Consider the following 17,683-nt stretch of genomic DNA (forward strand, 5'->3'; position numbering starts at 1 on the left):
CCCCTCCATCAGTCGTTGCCGGCCGAACCGTGTCGTCGGCCGAGGTCGTCGAAGAACCGGGGGATCTCCCGCCACACCGCGGTGCCGCCCGACATGCCCGTCCAGTGCCGGCGGATGAGCGCCACCAGCCGGTAGCAGTCGTCGACCGGCACCACCCACTGCTGGCCGCCGCCGCGCGGCGTGCCCGTCCACACCAGCAGCGCCTCGACCCGTGGCTTCAGCCCGGCCAGCGCGGATGATCGCGTCTCGACGGCCCGCCAGGCATCAGCGTCGATCTCGGACTCCGTCGTGCCGAGCGGGCTCGGGTAGTGCCCGAGCACCCGACCGTCCCACTGCTTCACGAAGAATGCCAGGCCGACCGGCACGCCGAGCCCGTCGGCGGGCAGGCCCGCCAACCGTCTGCCACGGGAGGGGACGAGCTGGTACCGGCCGCCGCCGGCCGCCTCGCGTTCGAACAGCAGCGAGCACGGCCTGCACGCGCAGATCAGCTCCCCGTCCTGCTCGTCCCACACGTGCCGGTGTTCCGGGCCGACCAGCCCGGCGCACATGCCACAGCGGTCGGCCGCGGTCGAACGCTCCGCCGCACGACGGATCACCCGCCGCAGCGCGCCGGCCGTCACGCCGTTCCCCCGGGCGTCAGCGGTCCCGCCGCCTGCGGCATCCGGTCGCCCGCCGCCGGGCCGGACCGGCTGCCGTCCGGTCGCTGCCACAGCGTGGCGACCGGGATCAACGCCGGAGCCGCCGCGGGCGCCACCACGTCGACCGCGGACAGCTCCGGGGCGAACGTCAAAACCTGCTCCCGTACGAGGTCACGCAGGGCCGCGGCGCCGCACGAACTCGCCGACACACTGATCGTCGCCACCTCGTCCCGCACGCCGACGAGCGCGATCTCGGCGCCCTGTGCGCGCAACTGCGGCCGCAGGTCGTCGACGGCGCCGGCCACCCGCCGCTCCACCGGATCCGGATGGATGCGGTGCAACAGCAGCAGGTGCCGCAGCAGTTCGTCGCCGGTGAGCCGGTCGAGCGCCGGAGGGCTGGCGGCGGCGAGGTCGGTGACCCGGGCCAGCGCCTCGCCGTACACCCCGGTCAGCAGCTCGACGGCCTCCAGCGCCAGCTCCGCGGTGCGGCCGGGCGTCTGCTCAAGTTGGCCGAGCACGGCGTCCAGGCGGGCCAGGCGCGGTTCGACGGCCGCGTCGTCGAGCCGCTGCACGTCCGGCTGCTCAACCATGCGACGCGCCGAACATCGGCGAGTGGATCTTCTTCAGGGTACGGCCGCCGCCGACGTACATGTGCACACCGCACGGCAGGCAGGGGTCGAAGCTGCGTACCGCCCGCATGATGTCCACGCCCTTGAAGTTGTCCGGGCCGTTCTCCTCGAAGATGGGGGTGTTCTGGATCGCGTCCTCGTACGGCCCGGGGGTGCCGTAGCTGTCGCGGGGGCTGCCGTTCCACGGCGTCGGCGGATACGGGTGGTAGTTGGCGATCTTGCGGTCCCGGATCACGAGGTGGTGCGACAGGATGCCCCGGACCGCCTCGTGGAAGCCGCAGCCGATGGCCTCGTCCGGCACCTCGAACTCGGCGAAGACCCGCATGTCGCCGGCGCGCACCCGCTCCATCGCCCGCTCCACGAAGTACAACGCCATCGCGGCCGCGTACGCGATGAAGTAGGCCCGCGAGCGGTCCCGCTCCAGCGCGTTGGACCAGCGCGGGATCTTCCACTCCAACGTCATCTCGGGCAGGGTGCGGCTCTTCGGCAGCGAGATCAGCACGCTCTGCCCGGTCGACTTGACGTACGGGGTGTCGACCAGCTTCGCCAGCGCGGTGGTGTAGAGGCGGGCGAAGCAGCCGCCGCCGGTGTCCAGCGCGAGATGCTGCCCGCTGCTCTTGTCGAACCAGCGGGGGCTCATCACCCAGCTGTACCTGTCGTTGAAGTCGCGCTTGCCGGGATCCGGCAGGGTGGTCTGGTTCCAGGGGTGGCGGATGTCGACCGGATTGCCGAGCGGGTCGTACTCGACGAACGGCTCCTCCTGGCCGACCCAGTCCTGGTAGTACGAGCTGCCGAGCAGGATCCGCATGCCGAGGTTGATGTCGACCAGGTCCGTGGTGAGCAGCTTGCCGTCGACGACGATGCCGGGGGAGACGTGCATGGCCCGCCCCCAGTTCGTCATGGTCTCGTACCGGTAGTCGACGACGTCGGGGTTCTGGAACGAGCCCCAGCAGCCGAGCAGCACCCGGCGCCGGCCGACCTCCTCGTAGCCGGGCAGCGCCTCGTACCAGAAGTCGAAGATGTCGTCGTTCATGGCGACGGCCTTCTTGACGAAGTCCAGGATGTTGACCAGCCGGCTCAGGTAGTCGGTGAACAGCGTCGGCTGCGGCATCGTGCCGACACCGCCCGGGTAGACCGTCGACGGGTGGACGTGCCGGCCCTCCATCAGGCAGAACATCTCCCGGGTGGTCCGGCTGACCTTCAGCGCCTCCTTGTAGACCTCGCCCTCGAACGGGTTGTACGCCCGCATGATGTCGGCGATCGTCCGGTAGCCGTGGATGTCGCGGCCCGGTGCCGCGGTGGCCTCCGCGCGGGCGAGGACGCTGGGGTTGGTCTGCTTGACCATCGCCTCGCAGAAGTCGACGAAGACGAGATTGTCCTGGAACAGCGTGTGGTCGAACATGTACTCGGCGGCCTCGCCGAGATTGATGATCCACTCGGCCAGTGGCGGGGTCTTGATGCCGTAGGCCATGTTCTGCGCGTAGACCGAGCAGGTCGTGTGGTTGTCGCCGCAGATGCCGCAGATCCGGCTGGTGATGAAGCCGGCGTCGCGCGGGTCCTTGCCCTTCATGAACACCGAGTAGCCGCGGAACAGCGACGACGTGGTGTGGCATTCGGCGACCACCCGGTTCGCGAAGTCGATCTTTGTGTAGACGCCGAGGTTGCCGATGATCCGGGTGATCGGATCCCACGCCATCTCCACCAGTTCGCCGGGTTTGGTGGCGGTGGCCGGCTTCGGCTTCGTCGCGGTCAAGGTTTGTTCCTCTCCATCGCAGCCTGTCGGCGGGGATCCGCCGGGCCGTACGGACGCCACCGGGGGTTGTAGCCGCTGGTGAGCTCCGGACCGTTGTGGTGCCACTTCGGTTCGCGGTTGGCGGTGGCGTTGGTGAGGCCGCGCAGGCGGCGGATCACCGCGCCGTACGGCTTGATGAGCATCGTGGACAGGCTGCCGCCGGGCGGCATGTCCATGAACGGCATGAACCGGTCGGGGAAGCCCGGCATGGTGCAGGCGATGCAGATGCCGCCGACGTTGGGGCAGCCGCCCACACCGCCCATCCAGCCGCGCTTCGGGACGTTGCAGTTGATCACCGGCCCCCAGCAGCCGATCTTGACCTGGCACTTGGGGGAGTTGTAGTCCTTGGCGAAGTCGGCCTGCTCGTAGTAGGCGGCCCGGTCGCAGCCCTCGTGCACGGTCTTGCCGAACAGCCACTGCGGCCGCAGCATGTGGTCCAGCGGCGGAGGCGGGGCCGAACCGGCGGCATGGTAGAGCACCCAGGTCAGGGTCTCCATGAAGTTCTCCGGCTGGATCGGGCAGCCGGGCACGTTGACGATCGGCAGGCCACCCTGGGAACGGAAGTCCCAGCCGAGATAGTCGGCCAGACCCATGCACCCGGTCGGGTTGCCCGCCATGGCGTGGATGCCGCCGTACGTCGCGCAGGTGCCGGCGGCGACCACGGCCCACGCCTTCGGCGCGAGCTGGTCGATCCACCAGTTCAGGGTCAGCGGCTCACCGGTGCGCTCGTCGTTGCCGAACGACGTCCAGTACCCGTCGCCGTTGATGTTCTCGTTCGGGATCGAGCCCTCGATGACCAGGATGAACGGCTCGGTCATCTCCCCGCGGGCCGCCCGCCGGTACGGCGCCAGGAACTCCTCGCCGCCGGCCGCCGGCGACAGCACCTTGTTGTGCACGTTGACCTTCGGCAGACCGGGGATGAGCCCGAGGACGATGTCCTCGATGGCCGGCTGGCCGGAGGCGGTCATCGACACGGAGTCTCCGTCACAGCTCATGCCCTCGGAGATCCAGAGGATGGTGACCTCGTCGAACCCGTTCTCCTGCGGGATCACCGCGGTGCCGCGTACGCCCTGCGTCATGTGAGGGGCCTCCCTTGCATCCGGTCCCGCAGTCGGTCGTAGATGGCCGCCACCGGCGCCGCGAGAGCCAGCGCCGGCGGCTTGTCCGGCGCGTGCGGGTGCGGGCGCGTCGGGGCCCGCTGCTTGCCCTGGTCGATCTCCTGGCCCAGCTCGCGGAGGGCCTGCTCGTCGGCCTGCGAGCACAACAACGGCATGAGCTCGTTCTCGTCGTCGCGCACATGCCGCGCGACGGCGGACGCCAGCCGCTCCATCAGCCCGTCCTGCGCGGGATCGCCGGCCCGGCAGCGGTCCAGTTCGAGGAGCAACTCCTTGATCGGCCGGTGCCCGGCGAGGTGGCTGTCCACCTGCCCGTCGGCCAGCACCTTCGCGGCGAACGGGTAGAAGAGCACCTCCTCGAGCGCGGCGTGCTTCGACAACTCGCGAATCAGGATCTCCACGACGCCGCGGCGCTGTGCGTCTGATGCCGCCGCCCGGTAGTCCCGGAACAGCTGTTCCACCACGCGGTGGTCGTGCCGCAGCAGCTCGGTGGCGTCCATCAGACCGCCCCCAACTCGACGCTGGCCACGGTGACGGACTCCAGCACGACGTCGTCGCTGCCGGTGATGTCGATGTCGACGCCCCCGCACTGCGGGCAGGCCACCATCGCGAGGTGATCGGTGATCGGTCCGCTCCGGCCACAGCCATGGCAGCGCACCGTCATGGGTTCGAGCACCAGATCCACGGCGGCGTCCGCGACCACCGTGTCGACCGCGGCCACCTGGATGTTCTGCGTGACGACATCGGGGTCGACCAGGTGGCCGCCGATCCGTACCCGCAGAGCGGTGACCCGGCGCCCGGCGGCTCTGCGTACCGCCGCCGCGACGATCGCCTCGGACAGACCTGTCTCATGCATCGGCGGTCACCCCCTTCTCGGCTGCCGTCCGTTTCGGAATGTCCTGCCGCCTGCCTGCGGTGGCGAGCCATGCGGCTTCCTCCCGTGCGATGCCGACCACCGTCCGGACCGCCTCGTCGACCGCGCCGGCGACCGGCGCGGACAGCTCCATCCGCTCGTCGAGGACGGCGGGTTGGCAGCCCACCACGAGGACCCGCTCGACGGTGCCGCCGAGGCTGCGCAGCAGACGCAGCACCGACTCGGGATCCATGCCGTGCCCGTCGGCGGCCGGAGCCGCCAGCACGTCCGCCGGCCGCAGGGTCCAGCCGGGGTCGTCGAGGTCCACCTGTAGGACGGCCAACGTGCCCGGCGGCTCGTCCAACGGCAACGCGTCCACCAGGACCAGCACGTCGTGCCGGCCGTCCAGCAGATCGTAGGCCAGATGCATGCCCCGGATGCCGTAATCGGACACCTCCACCCCGGTGGGGAGTGCGATGTCCCGCAGCCGCCGGACGACCTCCACGCCGAACGCGTCGTCGCCGAGGAAGATGTTGCCGATGCCGGCGACGAGGACCCGGCCACCGCCGTCGCCGCTCATCGCGCGTCGACCTCTCCGGGCAACGCCCCGACCTCTCCGGGCGGCGCGTCAACCGGGCCGGGCAGCGGCTCGACCTCCTCGGGGCGGAAGTGACGCAGCCGGCCGTACCACTGGTGCAGGTCCGCGCCCGGGTCGTCGTCGACGGTCACCGCCAGGAAACGCGTCCCGTCCACGTCGAGGAGCACCTGCTCCACCCGGGCGGTGCGGCCGGCCAGGAACATGTCGTGCGCGTCCGTGCCCCGCCGGCGTGGTCTCAGCCGGACCCGGCTACCGCGCCCCAACAGGGTCCCCGCGACGCGGACGGTTTCGGCGTCCGGTTCGACCGCCGGTTCGGCGCCGGGCTCCCACCAGGGCGTCCGTTCAGCGGCCTCACCCGGTGGGCGGACGGGAGCCAGGGAGCGGATGGCGCCGTGCAGCCGTTCGAGAACCTCGGGCGGCATCGTCTCCACCCGGTCGAGGATGGCGGCGGCGCGGGGATCGGTGGCCCGGACCTCGCGCTTCTCGGCGTCGGAGAGGGTGAGCGTACGCAGTGACAGGATCTCGTCGATCTCGGTCGCGTCGTGCAGGTCACCCGGGCTCTCCGGGGCGATCCGTGGATGGTCGTAGAGGATGACGGGTGACGACAGGAGGGTGTCGGCGCTGCCCGGCTCGCCGGCGAGCACCGGAAAGGTGTGCACGTTCCGGCACTCCCGGGCCGCGGCCGCCGCCCATTCCGGCGGGTCGAGCAGCGACAGGAACCGGCCCTGGTCGACGGCGATCAGGGTGTGCGCCGCGAGCAGGCAGCACCTCAACGCCTCGGCACGCCGGTTGCCCGCGGGTGTCGTCCGGTCGGTGTTCTCGACGCGGACCGTGAGCCGCTGCAACCGGAAGGGCGTCCGACACTGGTCGACGGAGACGCGGACCGAGGCGGACAGCGGGGAGCGGCGGCGCACCACCCGTCCCACCGGCTCACCCCGGCTGTCGACCAGCACCTCGACGTCCTCGACTCCGGGCACCCGTACGTCGACCCGATGCCCGCGCCGCAGCTCGCCGACCGGCGCCTCGACGTCGAACTCCTGCGGGACCGCCTCGTCGAAGCTGAGTTCGGTGCGGTCGCCGGTGTCGATCCGGTCGACCGGCCGGTGGCCGTCGCCGGCCGTCCGCTCCTCGACCGTCTTGCGTTGCAGGTGCAGGAAGCGCAGCCGGATCCGGACGACCGCGCTCTCCGGGGACTCCATCAGGCATTCGGTCTGCTGCCACGGCGACTCTGCCGAGCCCGCCACGCCGCCGTCGACCAGGCCGTGCGCCGCCCCCCAGGCGGGAGGTACGAGAACACCGAACTGCCAGCGCACCCGGTTCTTCCCCGACGAGCGACGGTAGGGGTAGAGCAGGTAGCCCTCGTACAGGATCGCGTCGGCGACCGCTTCGGCGCTGCCGAAGCCGGCGCTCGACCAGCGCGGATCCATGCCGTCAACCCCCTCGGTGCGTGCCGTCTCCCCGGTCTAGCCCGGCGCGGGGGGCGTCCGTAAGTGCACGCCGTACCTAGGCGACGACCGCACCCACCGGACCGGGTGAGTGCCGCTGCCGGCGACGTGAATCGCGTGGCCGGCGAACGGCCGAACCAGCCGGTCGCCGGGACCGTGGCGGGGCTTGAGCGGCGGGTGGCATCGGTGGATGCTGAACAGACATCGGTCATCGTTGATTTGTAGGAGGCTCGGATGCGCCTGCTCCCGCTCGCCGCCCTCGTCCTGACCGCGGTGCTCACCGGCACCCCGGCCGCCGCCCATGCGCGGCCCGACCCGGAGCGGGCGTCCGTGGCGCTCGCCGAGGTGCGTACGCCCGGCACCGCGTGGGGCTTCGACCCGGCCAGCGGCCGGATGACCCTCACCGTCGACGACACCGTCGCCGGCACCGAGCTGGCGGCGCTGCGGGACACCGCGGCCCGGGCCGGTGCCGTGCTGCGTCGGGAACCCGGCCGGCTGCGTACCCTGATCGCCGGAGGCGAGGCCATCTACGGCGGCGGTGGGCGCTGCTCACTCGGGGCCAACGTCCGCAGCGGCAGCACCTACTACTTCGTCACCTCCGGGCACTGCACCAGCGCCGTCGGCACCTGGTTCGCCGACAGCGCCCACACCACCGTGCTCGGCACCGTCGTTGCCGGCAGCTTTCCCGGCAACGACTACGGCGTGGTGCGCTACACCGGCACGATCGCCCATCCCAGCGCGATCCACACCCACCCGGGCCTGCTCGCCGTCACCGGCGCGGGCACCGCCAACGTCGGCCAGACGGTCTGCCGCAGCGGTGCCGCCTCGGGCGTACGGTGCGGCATCGTCACCGGGCTGAACCAGACCGTCAACTACATCGAGGGCCTCGTGTACGGGCTGATCCGCACCAACATCTGCGCGGAGCCCGGCGACAGCGGCGGTCCCCTCTACGTGGCCTCGACCGGCACCGTCATCGGCATCCTCTCGGGCGGCACCGGCAACTGCATGGTCGGCGGCACCACCTACTACCAGCCGATCACGAAGATCCTCGACACGTACGGCCTGACCATCCCGTAGTGGGCGTCAGGTGAGGCGGTGGTCGAGGGCGGTGTGCCGGCGCCCGGCACCGACCGTGCGTACGGCGGCGGCCAGTGCCCGGCGGGAACCGACGAGCACGACGAGCTTCTTGGCGCGGGTGACGGCGGTGTAGAGCAGGTTGCGTTGCAGCATCATCCACGCGCTGGTCGTCAGGGGGATGACGACCGCGGGATACTCGGAGCCCTGGGAGCGGTGGATGGTCATGGCGTACGCGTGGGCGAGTTCGTCGAGTTCGTCGAAGTCGTAGTCGATGCTCTCGTCCTCGTCGGTGCGCACCGTGAGGGTCTGCTCCTCGCCGGAGAGGGCGGTGACGACGCCGAGCGTGCCGTTGAAGACGCCGGCTCGCCCCTTGTCGTAGTTGTTGCGGATCTGGGTGACCTTGTCGCCGATCCGGAACACCCGCCCACCCATCCGCCGCTCGGGTTGCCCTTCGCGGTGTGGGGTGAGGCGCTGCTGCAACAGGGTGTTGAGGGCGCCGGCGCCGGCGGGGCCCCGGTGCATCGGGGTGAGCACCTGCACGTCCCGGCGGGGGTCGAGCCCGAACTTCGCCGGTACGCGGGCGCAGGCGACGTCGACGGTCAGGGTGGCGGCGGCCTCGGTGTCGTCGCAGGCGAACAGGAAGAAGTCCGGCAGGCCGTGCAGGATGGGCGGGCGGCCGGAGTTGATGCGGTGGGCGTTGGTGACCACGCCGGACTGCGCGGCCTGGCGGAAGATCTGCGTCAGCCGTACCCGCGGGACGGCCGGGGCGGCGAGCAGGTCGCGCAGGACCTCACCCGCGCCGACGGAGGGGAGTTGGTCGACGTCGCCGACGAGGAGCAGGTGCGCCCCGGGCGGGACGGCCTTGACGAGCTTGTTGGCCAGGATCAGGTCGAGCATGGAGGCCTCGTCGACGACGAGCAGGTCGACGTCGAGGGGGTTGTCCCGGTCGTAGGAGGCTTCCCCGCCGGGGCGTAGCTGGAGCAGCCGGTGCACCGTGGCGGCGGGCTGGCCGGTCAGCTCGGAGAGTCGTTTGGCGGCGCGGCCGGTCGGCGCGACGAGGGTGACCTTGGCCTTCTTCGCGGCGGCCAGTTCGACGATCGAGCGGACGGTGAAACTCTTGCCGCAGCCCGGCCCGCCGGTCAGCACCGCCACCTTCGAGGTGAGGGCGAGCCGGACCGCCTGTTCCTGCTCCGGGGCCAGGTCCGCGCCGGTGCGCGCCTTCAGCCAGGTGAGGGCCCTGCCCCAGTCGACGTCGGCGAAATGGGGCAGCCGGTCCGCCCGGTCGTTCAGCAGCCGCAGCAGCGAGGAGGCGAGGGACTGCTCGGCGCGGTGGAACGGCACCAGGTACACCGCCGGCACCGGCTCGCCCGCACCACCGGGCAGCGTCTCCCGGACGACCCCCTCGTCGGCGACCAGGTCGTCGAGGCAACGGGTGACGAGATCGGCCGGCACGTCGAGGATCTTCGTGGCGTCGGCGACCAGTTCGGGCGCCGGAAGATAGCAGTGGCCGTTGTCGGTGGCCTCGGAGAGGGTGTAGCGCAGGCCGGCCATGACCCGCTGGGGGCTGTCGTGGGGAATGCCGACGGCCTGGGCGATGGTGTCGGCGGTCTTGAAGCCGATGCCCCACACGTCCGCGGCCAGCCGGTACGGCTCCTTCGTCACGACGTCGACGGACGCGTCGCCGTACTGCTTGTAGATCCGTACCGCCAGCGACGTCGACACCCCGACGCCCTGCAGGAAGACCATCACCTCCTTGATGGCCTTCTGTTCCTCCCATGCGGCGGTGATCTTCGCGGTACGCTTCGGCCCCAGGCCGGGCACCTCGACCAGCCGTGCCGGTTCGTCCTCGATCACCCGCAGGGTGTCCAGGCCGAAGTGGGCCACGATCCGTTCGGCGAAGACCGGGCCGATGCCCTTGACCAGGCCGGAGCCGAGGTAGCGCTGGATGCCCTGGATCGTGGCCGGCAGCACGGTGGTGTAGGAGTCGACCTCGAACTGCCGCCCGTACCTCGGGTGCGACGACCAGCGACCGTGCAGCCGCAGGCTCTCCCCGGGTTGCGCCCCCAGCAGCGCGCCGACCACCGTCAACAGGTCGCTGCCGCGCTCGGTGGCGACGCGGGCGACCGTGTACCCGGTCTCCTCGTTGACGTAGGTCAGCCGCTCCAACACCGCGTCCAGCACGGCCAGCGGAGGACGAGCAGAGACAGTCACCGGCCTATCTTGCCGGGTGGCCCCGTCCGGCTCGACACGGTGGTCGGCGACGGTGTGCCCGCGGTCAGAGGTTGAGCGGCCCCGGGGCGCTGGCCAGCTCCCGGAAGCGCTCGCGCGGGTCCGGCACCAGCCGCCGGGTGGACAGGTCCAGCAGCCCGGCCACCCCGGTCAGCGTGGCGACCGGGGTGCCGTCCGGCCGGGTGTAGTTCTGGTCGATGTGGAACGTCTTGCGCTCGCCCCAGCGGAACTCGCAGGACACGTCCACCTCGTCGCCACCACGCAGCTCGCTGAGGTAGCGGACGGTGACCTCCAGGGCGACCGGCCCCACGCCGCTGGCGATGAGCCGGTCCTGGGAGATGCCGGCGGCGCGCAGGCACTCCCACCGGGCGTGCTCGCCGTACTGGAGGTAGACGGCCTGGTTCAGGTGGCCCTGGGTGTCGAGCTCGTAGCCCCTGACGGTGATGCGTACCCGGAACGGATCTCCCATTCGCCCGAGCATAGGCGGACGATCCCGCGCGAGGCCGGCCCGGCGGCCGCTCGGCGGCACCGCCGGGCCGCTTTCGCCAATCGGACCGCACTCGCTCCGTGGGTGATTACCGTACGTGACATGGCCATCTTTCGTGTGACGCTCGGCGCGATCCTCGCCGTGCCCGCCGCAGTGGTCGTGCCAGCGGTGCCGACGGCAGCCGCGCCGTACGTGTCCTGCCCGGCTGTGAAGCCGCCGGTGCCCCCGCCCGCCGCGCCGTCCCCGCCGGCGGTCGACCGTGTCCAGGGGGCGGTCGGTGGGGAGGCGCTGGCGACGGCCGGGCTGGCCGTACCGGCGGGTGCGCCGACGGCGCCCGCGGTGACCGCGACCTCCTGGCTCGTGGCGGACCTCGATCGTGGGGTGGTGCTGGGCGGGTGCGGCCCCCACGAGTACCGGGCACCGGCCAGCGTGCAGAAGTTGCTGCTGGCGGAGACCCTGATGCCCCACCTCGACCCGGCCCAGGTGGTCGAGGTGAGCCGGGACGATCTGCGTGACCTCGATCCGGCCAGCTCGCTGATGGGGCTGGTGGAGGGCGGCCGGTACTCGATCGAAAGCCTGTGGCTGGGGCTCCTCCTCAAGTCCGGCAACGACGCGGCCAACGTGCTGGCCCGCGTCGGCGGCGGCAGCGCCGGCCGGCAGGGCGGCGTGCAGGCGATGAACGACGAGGCACACCGGCTGCGCGCGAACCAGACCCACGCGGCGACGCCCTCCGGCCTGGACGGCCCCGGCCAGTACACCAGCGCGTACGACCTCGCGCTGATCGCCCGGGCCGCGTTCGCCCGCGAGGACTTCCGGCGGTACATCGCCACCAGAACGGCGCAGATACCGGGCGAGTCGGGCACGCCGTCGCTCGCGCTCACCCACGACCTCACGCTGCTGGACCACTACCCGGGGACGCTCGGCGGCAAGACCGGCTTCACCGACCTGGCCCGGCAGACGTACGTCGGGGTCGCCGAACGCGACGGCCGGCGCCTCGCGGTGACCCTGCTCGGCGCGGAGACCGCGCCGCTGGGCAGCCTCGGCGAGGCGGCAGCCCTGCTCAACTGGGGCTACAGCCTGGCACCCGACGCGTACGTCGGCCGGCTCGTCACCCCCGAGGAGAAGAGGGACGACCACGCCGTCGCCGCCGCGCACGGCGAGCGGAGCGACGGGGCCGCTGGCCGGTGGTCGTGGTCGTTGCCGGCTGCCCTCGCCCTCGGCGTGGCCGTACTCCTGGCCGCATTCGCGCTGACGATTCCGTGGCGACGCATGACCGCGCGACGCCGGGCCGACGAACGGCGACGCGCCGAGGCGGCCGTAGCGCCCGTGGACCGCCGGGGCGGGGAGGTGTGAGAGGGTGCCAGACTGGTGATCCACGCCATGCGCCTGATCCACGCCATGCGCCTGATCGACTCCATGCGCCGCAAACGGCGGTCTCGGAAGCCGCCGAGACCACCACATGCCGCACACGGAGCCGACTCCGGTGAAACCGGACGATCGGCGGCAGCGCGGCAATTAGGCTGCCGAGAGTGACGACCTGGCGGCGGAGCGGGCTTCTGTCGGCGGTGCTGCTGCTTCTTCTCGGTGCGGCCTGCACCACCGCTGACACCAACCGGCAGCGGCCCCGAGCGACCCCGTCGACGTCGACGGCGGGGACGCCGTCCGGGGCGCTGGCCGCCGGGATGCCCGCGTACCCGAATCCCGGGAACGTGTACGCGGGCGCGGGGCCGAACATGCTGGCCGAACCGGTACGGGCCGACAAGGCGTTGGTCTACGTGCCGAACACCAACAGCGACGACGTGTCGGTCATCGACCCGAACACCTACCGGGTCGTCGGCACCTTCCCGGGCGGCCCCGAACCGCAGCACGTCATACCGTCGTACAACCTGCGGACGCTGTACGTCGCCTCCGACGAGGTCCCCGACGGCGGGCTCGTGCCGGTCGATCCGCGCACGGGCAAGCCGGGCGCGTTCCGGAAGCTGGAGGATGTTTACAACCTCTACTTCACGCCGGACGGCAGGCAGGCCATCGTGGTCGCCGAGGCATACCAGCGGCTGGACTTCTACGACCTGGCCAGCTGGCAGCGGGTGCGCTCGGTGCGGTTTCCCGAGTGCAAGGGCGTGAACCACATGGACTACTCCGCCGACGGCAAGATCATGATGTTCAGCTGCGAGTTCGCCAACCGGATGCTCGTGCTCGACACGGCCAGCCTCCGCAAGCTGCGCGAGTTCACCCTGCCCGCGGCGACCGACGGGATGCCGCAGGACACCCGCCTCACCCCGGACGGGCAGCACTTCCTGGTCGCCGACATGCACGCCAACGGCGTCTACGTATTCGACGCGCAGGCGACGCGGCAGACCGGGTTCGTCCCCACCGGCAAGGGCGCGCACGGCATCTACTTCAGCCGTGACGGCAAACTCGCCTACGTCACCAACCGGGACGCCGGCAGCATCACCGTGCTCGACCTGGCCACCCTGAAACCCGCCACCACATGGAAGATCCCCGGCGGCGGCAGCCCCGACATGGGCAGTCTGTCCGCGGACGGCACCACGCTGTGGCTGTCCGGCCGCTACCACAACGAGGTCTACGCCCTGCGCACCAGCGACGGCAAGCTGCTCGCCCGTATCCCGGTCGGCAAGGGCCCGCACGGTCTGACCATCTGGCCCCAGCCGGGCCGCTACTCCCTCGGCCACACCGCCAACATCCGCTGACGCCGCCGGGCATCGGGCTCAGCCGTGCCCGTCGCCCCGATAGAGGTCCAGTTCGCCGTCCAGTTCGCCGTCCAGCTCGACGGCCAGCACGGTGGCGTACTCGTCGAGTGCGGTGGGCGCGTCGAGGTAGAGCACCCGGGACGTCGGCGAAGCCGCCGACCACCCGGTGCGCCAGCCCGGCGCCGGTGTGCAGCACGGAGACCCGGCGTACGGCGTTGCGCAGGCCCCGCACCGCGACGAACTCCCGTGGCGCGTCGAAGCAGAACAGGTACACCACCCGGCGGTCCGCGGAGAGCGTGGACGGGCCGTAGTGGTGCCCGGGCGGCAACCCTGCCCGGGTGCCGTACACGGCGTCGCGGTTGCGGGCGATCCAGTCGCCCAGGCCCAGCAGCCGGTCGGTCTGCTCGGGCGTGATGGTGCCGTCCGCCTTCGGTCCGACGTCGAGCAGCAGGTTGCCGCCCGCGCCGATCACCTCCGCGAAGACGCGGACGAGCTGCCGTACCGACTTGTGGTTGCGGTCCGGTGGCCGGTAGCCCCACGAGTCGTTGACGGTCAGGCACAACTCCCACGGGCCGTCGGGCGCGGTGACGGGGAGACCCTGTTCGGGGGTGGCGTAGTCGCCGAAGCCGGTCAGCCGCCCGTTGACGACGGTGTGTGGCGCCCGGACCCGGATCCGTTCGCCGAGTTCGGCGAACCGCCACTGGCTCTCGTCGCGCTCCCACTGCCCGTCGAACCAGAGCAGGTCGGGCGCGAACCGGTCGAGCAACTCGTCGAGCTGCGCCCGGTGGAACGCCAGGAACCGCTCCCAGCGCTCGGGCGCCTCGCGACCCGGCGGCGCGTACGCCAGCGGGTTGTCGGAGTTGCCGTCCACGACCGGGCCCCGGACGGTGGCGTAGTCCGGATGGGACCAGTCCGCGTGGGAGAGGTAGAGCCCGACCTTGAGGCCGCGTCGGCGCATCGCCGCGGCGTACCCGGCGACCAGGTCGCGGCCGGCCGGTGCGCGCCGTACGACGGACAGGTCCCCGGCGTGCTGCGGCGGGCCGTGCGGCACCGGCGCGCAGGCGTGCGTGAGATGCTCGGACCGCTGCTCACGGGGCCGGTTTCGTCGACGGCGGGCACCCTCCGCGGCAACGAACGGGGGTGGTCATGAGTACGGATGCGGCCGGCGCGACGCGTCGGACACCGGACGCGGCGGCCACCCGCTCCCTCGTCGGCGCGCTGCGTCGCGCCGGCGTCGCCGAGGTCGACGACTCCCCACTGCGCCGATCGCTCTATTCCTCGGACGCGTCGCTGTACCGGATCGCGCCGCGGGTGGTCGTCTTGCCCCGGCACGCCGACGAGGTGCTCGCCGCGCTGGCCGTCGCCACGGCGCACGGGGTCTCGGTGACCATGCGCGGCGCCGGCACCTCGATCGCCGGCAACGCGGTCGGATCCGGCATCGTGGTGGACACCAGCCGGCACCTCGACCGGGTGCTGGAGATCGACCCGGAGGGCCGGACCGCGCTGGTCGAACCGGGTGTCGTGCAGTCGAGCCTGCAACGTGCGGCGGCCCCGCACGGCCTGCGGTTCGGCCCCGACCCGTCGACCCACAACCGGGCCACGCTGGGCGGGATGATCGGCAACAACGCGTGCGGGTCGCGGGCGCTGGGATACGGGCGCACCAGCGACAACGTCCTCGGCCTCGACGTGGTGGCCGGTACCGGCGAGCGCCTGCTGCTCGGTGCGATCGACGGCGCGACCGGGGACTCGCCGCTGCTGGCCGACCTCAGGCGGGTGGTCGGGGCGAACCTCGCCACGATCCGGACCGAGCTGGGCCGCTTCTCCCGCCAGGTCTCCGGATACTCCCTCGAACATCTGCTGCCCGAGCGGGGCTTCGACGTCGCCCGCGCGCTCGTCGGCTCGGAGGGCACCCTGGCCCTCACCCTCGCGGCCCGCGTACGCCTGGTCCGCGACGCCCCCGTACGCGTCCTGGTGGCTCTCGGCTACCCGTCGATGGTGGACGCCGCTGACGCGGTGCCGGCCGTCCTGCCGTACGCCCCGATCGCCTGCGAGGGCCTGGACGGGCGGATCGTGGACGTGGTACGCGCCCGCCGGGGCGCCGCCGCGGTGCCCGAGCTGCCCCGGGGCGGCGGCTGGCTGCTGGTGGAGCTGGCCGGTGACGTGCGGTCCGCGGTGCTGGACTCGGCGCGGCGGGTGGCCGCCGGGGCGGGCGCGCTCGACGCGACCGTGGTCACCGATCCCGCCCACGCGGCGGCGCTGTGGCGGATCCGGGAGGACGGGGCCGGGCTGTCCAGTCGTACGCCCAGCGGCGCGCCCGCCCACGCCGGCTGGGAGGACGCCGCCGTGCCGCCGGAGCGACTCGGCGCGTACCTGCGCGAGTTCGAGGCGCTGCTGGCCGACCACCGGCTGACCGGAGTGCCGTACGGCCACTTCGGCGACGGCTGCGTACACATCCGCATCGACTTCCCGCTGACCGCCGCCGGCGGTACGAAGGTCTTCAAGGACTTCCTGTACGCCGCCGGGGAGCTGGTCGCCCGGCACGGCGGGTCGATGTCCGGCGAGCACGGCGACGGGCGGGCCCGCGGCGAACTGCTGCCGCTGATGTACCCGCCCGACGCGATCGCCCTGTTCGAGCGGGTCAAGGCGATCTTCGACCCGCGCGACGTGCTCAACCCGGGCGTCATCGTCCGGCCGGCGCCCCTGGACGCCGACGTGCGGGTCGCCGCCGCGCCGCCGCTGCGCCGCGCCGAGCTGCCCACCCTCGCGCTCGCCTACCGGCACGACCGGGGTGACCTGTCGATGGCCGTGCACCGGTGTACCGGCGTCGGCAAGTGCCGCGCCGACACCACCGGGTCCGGCGGCGTGATGTGCCCGTCGTTCCTGGCCACGCGGGACGAGAAGGACTCCACCCGGGGCCGGGCCCGGGTGTTGCAGGACGTGGTCTCCGGGCGGCTCGGCCCGCACGGCTGGCGCTCCGCCGCGCTGCGCGACGCGCTGGACCTCTGCCTGGCCTGCAAGGGCTGCTCCGCCGACTGCCCGACCGGGGTGGACCTGGCCGCCTACAAGGCCGAGGCGCTGCACCAGCGCTACCGCGGGCGGCTGCGCCCCCGGTCGCACTACGTCCTCGGTCGGCTGCCGCGCTGGGCCCGGCTGGTGGGCCGGGTGCCGGCCGTGACCCGCGCGCTCAACGCGGCGCTGCGCTCGACCGTGCTGCACCCGCTCGTCACCTGGTCCGCCGGGGTCGACGCCCGGCGTACGCTGCCGAGCCTGGCCACCACGACGTTCCGGCGCTGGTTCGCCCGGCGCGACCGGCCGTCCCCGTCGGGGCGGCACGGGGACGTGGTGCTGTTCGTCGACACCTTCACCGACGCCTTCTCACCCGAGGTCGGGCGGGCCGCCGTGGCGGTGCTGGAGCGGGCCGGTTACCGGGTACACGTGACCGGGAAGCCGGTCTGCTGCGGGCTGACCTGGATCTCCACCGGCCAGCTCGACGGCGCTCGCCGGCAGGTGCGGGCCACCGTCGCCGCGTTGGCCCCGCACGTACGGGCCGGCGCCACGGTGGTCGGCCTGGAACCGTCCTGCACCGCGGTGCTGCGTTCCGACGCGCTCGAACTGCTCGACGGCGCGGACGCGGACGCCGCCGCCGAGGTCGCCGCGGCCACCCGTACGCTGGCCGAGCTGCTGACCGCCACTCCCGACTGGGCGCCGCCCGACCTGACCGGGGTCACCGCCGTCGCCCAGCCGCACTGCCACCAACACGCGGTGCTGGGCTGGGACGCCGACGCGGCGCTGCTGACGCGGTCCGGCGTCGCGGTCCGGCGGCTCGGCGGCTGCTGCGGCCTCGCCGGCAACTTCGGCGTCGAGCGGGGCCACCACGAGGTCTCCGTCGCCGTCGCGGAGCACGACCTGCTTCCCGCCGTACGCGCCGCGGGGGCCGACACCGTGGTGCTCGCCGACGGATTCAGCTGTCGGAGCCAGCTCGACGCGCTCGCCGACCGGTCCGGGGAGCACCTGGCCCAGCTCCTCGCCCGGCACCTGCCGCCGGAACCGCCGACGGGCCGGTCGGGCTGAGCGCCCGGGTGGACTCGGCTCGGTTGCCTTCCCGACAC

The 17,683-nt window shown here is 72.4% G+C and carries 14 protein-coding genes and 1 pseudogene; 4 read left to right on the plus strand and 11 right to left on the minus strand.

All coding sequences use genetic code 11. The annotated features are described in order from the left end of the window. Positions 1-8: 8 nt before the first annotated feature. Genes GA0070604_RS13310 through GA0070604_RS13345 form a run of 8 tightly spaced genes read right to left on the minus strand, consistent with a single transcriptional unit; the run spans position 9 to position 7,052 of the window. On the minus strand, positions 9-620 hold the full coding sequence (locus tag GA0070604_RS13310) for a DUF5947 family protein (protein ID WP_091118237.1): 612 nt from the start codon (positions 618-620) through the stop codon (positions 9-11). Beyond that, positions 617-1,228 carry a hypothetical protein gene (locus tag GA0070604_RS13315; RefSeq protein WP_208602036.1) on the minus strand — a complete coding sequence of 204 codons (612 nt, stop codon included), beginning with the start codon at positions 1,226-1,228 and terminating at the stop codon, positions 617-619. The genes GA0070604_RS13310 and GA0070604_RS13315 overlap by 4 nt, the downstream gene beginning before the upstream one ends. Then, complete coding sequence (locus GA0070604_RS13320) at positions 1,221-3,020, minus strand: nickel-dependent hydrogenase large subunit (RefSeq protein ID WP_244161873.1); 1,800 nt, start codon at positions 3,018-3,020, stop codon at positions 1,221-1,223. The genes GA0070604_RS13315 and GA0070604_RS13320 overlap by 8 nt, the downstream gene beginning before the upstream one ends. Further along, positions 3,017-4,138 (minus strand): NADH-quinone oxidoreductase subunit B family protein, encoded by a 1,122-nt coding sequence (locus GA0070604_RS13325; protein ID WP_091118238.1) that lies wholly within the window; start codon positions 4,136-4,138, stop codon positions 3,017-3,019. Before GA0070604_RS13325 ends, GA0070604_RS13320 begins: the two co-directional genes overlap by 4 nt. Continuing rightward, the gene (locus tag GA0070604_RS13330) at positions 4,135-4,674 is read right to left on the minus strand and encodes a hemerythrin domain-containing protein (RefSeq protein WP_091118239.1); all 540 of its coding nucleotides are present in this window, start codon (positions 4,672-4,674) and stop codon (positions 4,135-4,137) included. Before GA0070604_RS13330 ends, GA0070604_RS13325 begins: the two co-directional genes overlap by 4 nt. Next, the gene (locus GA0070604_RS13335) at positions 4,674-5,030 is read right to left on the minus strand and encodes a hydrogenase maturation nickel metallochaperone HypA (protein WP_208602037.1); all 357 of its coding nucleotides are present in this window, start codon (positions 5,028-5,030) and stop codon (positions 4,674-4,676) included. The genes GA0070604_RS13330 and GA0070604_RS13335 overlap by 1 nt, the downstream gene beginning before the upstream one ends. After that, a complete protein-coding gene (locus tag GA0070604_RS13340) occupies positions 5,023-5,607 on the minus strand; it encodes a hydrogenase maturation protease (protein ID WP_091118240.1) in 585 nt (194 codons plus the stop codon). Before GA0070604_RS13340 ends, GA0070604_RS13335 begins: the two co-directional genes overlap by 8 nt. After that, complete coding sequence (locus GA0070604_RS13345) at positions 5,604-7,052, minus strand: NADPH-dependent FMN reductase family protein (RefSeq protein ID WP_091118241.1); 1,449 nt, start codon at positions 7,050-7,052, stop codon at positions 5,604-5,606. Before GA0070604_RS13345 ends, GA0070604_RS13340 begins: the two co-directional genes overlap by 4 nt. 252 nt (positions 7,053-7,304) lie before the next feature. Here GA0070604_RS13345 and GA0070604_RS13350 point away from each other — a divergent pair, with 252 nt between their 5' ends. Further along, the gene (locus tag GA0070604_RS13350; RefSeq protein WP_091118242.1) at positions 7,305-8,147 is read left to right on the plus strand and encodes a S1 family peptidase; all 843 of its coding nucleotides are present in this window, start codon (positions 7,305-7,307) and stop codon (positions 8,145-8,147) included. A 6-nt stretch (positions 8,148-8,153) separates the two neighbouring features. Here the strand turns inward: GA0070604_RS13350 and recD2 are convergent, their stop codons facing one another. After that, complete coding sequence (gene recD2 / locus GA0070604_RS13355) at positions 8,154-10,358, minus strand: SF1B family DNA helicase RecD2 (RefSeq protein ID WP_091118243.1); 2,205 nt, start codon at positions 10,356-10,358, stop codon at positions 8,154-8,156. 64 nt (positions 10,359-10,422) lie between these two features. Next, entirely contained in the window at positions 10,423-10,845 is a 423-nt protein-coding gene (locus GA0070604_RS13360) for an acyl-CoA thioesterase (RefSeq protein ID WP_091118244.1), read from the minus strand. 120 nt (positions 10,846-10,965) lie between these two features. Between GA0070604_RS13360 and GA0070604_RS13365 the strand changes: the two genes are divergently transcribed. Then, positions 10,966-12,216 (plus strand): D-alanyl-D-alanine carboxypeptidase family protein, encoded by a 1,251-nt coding sequence (locus GA0070604_RS13365; protein ID WP_091118245.1) that lies wholly within the window; start codon positions 10,966-10,968, stop codon positions 12,214-12,216. A gap of 176 nt (positions 12,217-12,392) precedes the next feature. Further along, the gene (locus GA0070604_RS13370) at positions 12,393-13,574 is read left to right on the plus strand and encodes a YncE family protein (RefSeq protein ID WP_167363448.1); all 1,182 of its coding nucleotides are present in this window, start codon (positions 12,393-12,395) and stop codon (positions 13,572-13,574) included. 418 nt (positions 13,575-13,992) lie between these two features. Here the strand turns inward: GA0070604_RS13370 and GA0070604_RS34285 are convergent. Continuing rightward, positions 13,993-14,532, minus strand: a pseudogene (locus GA0070604_RS34285) (alpha-L-fucosidase); the annotation flags it as partial. 188 nt (positions 14,533-14,720) lie between these two features. On the opposite strand from GA0070604_RS34285, the gene GA0070604_RS13380 reads away from it, so the two are divergent. Further along, positions 14,721-17,645 carry an FAD-binding and (Fe-S)-binding domain-containing protein gene (locus GA0070604_RS13380; protein ID WP_091127094.1) on the plus strand — a complete coding sequence of 975 codons (2,925 nt, stop codon included), beginning with the start codon at positions 14,721-14,723 and terminating at the stop codon, positions 17,643-17,645. Positions 17,646-17,683 lie beyond the last annotated feature (38 nt).

It is taken from the genome of Micromonospora eburnea, from assembly GCF_900090225.1.
Lineage (GTDB): Bacteria > Actinomycetota > Actinomycetes > Mycobacteriales > Micromonosporaceae > Micromonospora > Micromonospora eburnea.

Coding starts and splice junctions, on each gene's coding strand:
- GA0070604_RS13360 (WP_091118244.1), bottom strand. CDS start 10,845: ATGGGAGATCCGTTCCGGGTACGCATCACCGTCAGGGGCTACGAGCTC.
- GA0070604_RS13380 (WP_091127094.1), top strand. CDS start 14,721: ATGAGTACGGATGCGGCCGGCGCGACGCGTCGGACACCGGACGCGGCG.
- GA0070604_RS13345 (WP_091118241.1), bottom strand. CDS start 7,052: ATGGATCCGCGCTGGTCGAGCGCCGGCTTCGGCAGCGCCGAAGCGGTC.
- GA0070604_RS13325 (WP_091118238.1), bottom strand. CDS start 4,138: ATGACGCAGGGCGTACGCGGCACCGCGGTGATCCCGCAGGAGAACGGG.
- GA0070604_RS13315 (WP_208602036.1), bottom strand. CDS start 1,228: ATGGTTGAGCAGCCGGACGTGCAGCGGCTCGACGACGCGGCCGTCGAA.
- GA0070604_RS13365 (WP_091118245.1), top strand. CDS start 10,966: ATGGCCATCTTTCGTGTGACGCTCGGCGCGATCCTCGCCGTGCCCGCC.
- GA0070604_RS13350 (WP_091118242.1), top strand. CDS start 7,305: ATGCGCCTGCTCCCGCTCGCCGCCCTCGTCCTGACCGCGGTGCTCACC.
- GA0070604_RS13340 (WP_091118240.1), bottom strand. CDS start 5,607: ATGAGCGGCGACGGCGGTGGCCGGGTCCTCGTCGCCGGCATCGGCAAC.
- GA0070604_RS13330 (WP_091118239.1), bottom strand. CDS start 4,674: ATGGACGCCACCGAGCTGCTGCGGCACGACCACCGCGTGGTGGAACAG.
- GA0070604_RS13335 (WP_208602037.1), bottom strand. CDS start 5,030: ATGCATGAGACAGGTCTGTCCGAGGCGATCGTCGCGGCGGCGGTACGC.